Here is a 1,651-nt window from a genome sequence, read left to right as displayed (position 1 = left end):
TAATGCCAGGCGACAACATCAAGATGGTTGTGACTCTGATCCACCCAATCGCGATGGACGACGGTCTGCGTTTCGCAATCCGTGAAGGCGGCCGTACCGTTGGCGCGGGCGTTGTTGCTAAAGTTCTGGGCTAATTAATTATCCCTGAAATAAAAAGGACGCTTCGGCGTCCTTTTTTGTTTTCTGCCGTTGGGCATTGTCATAAAAATTCGCATTTTTTGCTTTCTCCCGCCACGTATTCCGACGCCCGTGCTATTGTAATCATAACCATTCTCACTTACACTTTGCGCATATTTTGAACGGGAGTCTTTATGTACGTTTGTTTATGTAATGGTGTAAGCGACAAAAAAATTCGTCAGGCCGTTCGCCAGTTTCAACCACAATCTTTCCAGCAGCTTCGTAAGTTTGTTCCGGTGGGAAATCAATGCGGTAAATGCGTTCGCGCAGCGCGTGAGATCATGCAGGACGAACTGATGCAGATCCCGGAATTCAAAGAGATCGCGTAAGCCTCCATCTTTTTTTTGACATCCCTGTAGCCCGATCTACGCTTCAATGAGTGGAAGCGGAGGGACTATATAATGAAAGGTGATGTTAAAATCATAAGTTATCTCAATAAATTATTGGGAAATGAGCTTGTCGCAATCAATCAGTATTTTCTCCATGCAAGAATGTTCAAAAACTGGGGACTGACTCGCCTCAACGATGTTGAATACCATGAGTCCATTGATGAAATGAAACACGCCGATAAATATATTGAGCGTATTTTATTCCTCGAAGGCATTCCTAACCTACAGGATCTCGGAAAACTGGGCATCGGAGAAGATGTTGAAGAGATGCTGCGTTCTGATCTCCGGCTGGAGCTGGAGGGTGCAAAAGACCTGCGTGAAGCCATTGCCTATGCGGACAGCGTACATGACTACGTCAGCCGGGATATGATGATCCAGATCCTGGCCGATGAAGAAGGGCACATCGACTGGCTTGAGACCGAACTGGATCTCATTAGCAAAATTGGCCTACAGAACTACCTTCAGTCTCAGATCAAAGTGGAAAGTTAATCAGGCTTTCCCAGCCAACGCATAAACCCGCTGCCGCCAGAAATGGCCCAAAAGGCAGTGGGTTTTTTAATGCCTGCTTATCAGGGTTGAACAACGAGAAACCAACCAGATACAGCAGAGCCATTAACGCGGCCACTAATGCCAGTACTGGCAGTACACACCAGCCATGCCATGCTCCCAGCGCCGCCAGATATTTTATGTCGCCATACCCCATCCCTTCACATCGGCAGATGAGTCGATATCCCCAATAGATAACGGCGAATCCGGCGTATCCTGCGGTCGCACCCAGTACCGCGCTCGGCAAAAAATCAGGATGAAGACAAAGCTGGTAGAGCAGGCCCGTCCATAGCAGCGGGCAAAGGAATTTATCGGGAAGCAGCCCCGTGCGAATATCGGTGCGTACAAGCAAGGCCGATAACGCAAAATAGATCAGCAGAAAGGGGAGGGACATTAGCATAGCGAGAGCCTCAAAATGGTTTGAGCGCATACTCGTAATAATCTGCATGCCCGGCAATGTGTAAAAACACCAATTGCGCAGCGGCTTCAGACAAAGAGTTGAGAAGGGATACTTTGCATAAAAAATTGCGAGGCCTTAC

At 47.9% G+C, this 1,651-nt stretch carries 3 protein-coding genes and 1 pseudogene; 3 read left to right on the top strand and 1 reads right to left on the bottom strand.

Translation table 11 applies throughout. The annotated features are described in order from the left end of the window. The 3 genes and pseudogenes from tuf to bfr form a co-directional block, all read left to right on the top strand. A pseudogene (gene tuf, locus HP459_RS22815) lies at positions 1 to 134 on the top strand (elongation factor Tu); the annotation flags it as partial. Positions 135 to 311: 177 nt separating this feature from the next. After that, entirely contained in the window at positions 312 to 506 is a 195-nt protein-coding gene (bfd, locus tag HP459_RS22810; protein WP_003863268.1) for a bacterioferritin-associated ferredoxin, read from the top strand. Between the two features lie 72 nt (positions 507 to 578). Continuing rightward, positions 579 to 1,055 (top strand): bacterioferritin, encoded by a 477-nt coding sequence (gene bfr / locus HP459_RS22805; RefSeq protein WP_003863270.1) that lies wholly within the window; start codon positions 579 to 581, stop codon positions 1,053 to 1,055. On the opposite strand, the gene HP459_RS22800 is transcribed toward bfr, so the two are convergent. Continuing rightward, positions 1,039 to 1,512 carry an A24 family peptidase gene (locus HP459_RS22800; protein ID WP_023298758.1) on the bottom strand — a complete coding sequence of 158 codons (474 nt, stop codon included), beginning with the start codon at positions 1,510 to 1,512 and terminating at the stop codon, positions 1,039 to 1,041. The two genes, bfr and HP459_RS22800, sit on opposite strands and share 17 nt — an antisense overlap. Positions 1,513 to 1,651 lie beyond the last annotated feature (139 nt).

Source organism: Enterobacter sp. CM29, from assembly GCF_013179605.1.
GTDB classification, from domain to species: domain Bacteria; phylum Pseudomonadota; class Gammaproteobacteria; order Enterobacterales; family Enterobacteriaceae; genus Enterobacter; species Enterobacter intestinihominis.
Note: the sequence above shows the minus strand (reverse complement) of the source record. Positions and strands in the feature narration are given on the sequence as shown.

Coding starts and splice junctions, on each gene's coding strand:
- HP459_RS22800 (WP_023298758.1), bottom strand. CDS start 1,512: ATGCTAATGTCCCTCCCCTTTCTGCTGATCTATTTTGCGTTATCGGCC.
- bfr (WP_003863270.1), top strand. CDS start 579: ATGAAAGGTGATGTTAAAATCATAAGTTATCTCAATAAATTATTGGGA.
- bfd (WP_003863268.1), top strand. CDS start 312: ATGTACGTTTGTTTATGTAATGGTGTAAGCGACAAAAAAATTCGTCAG.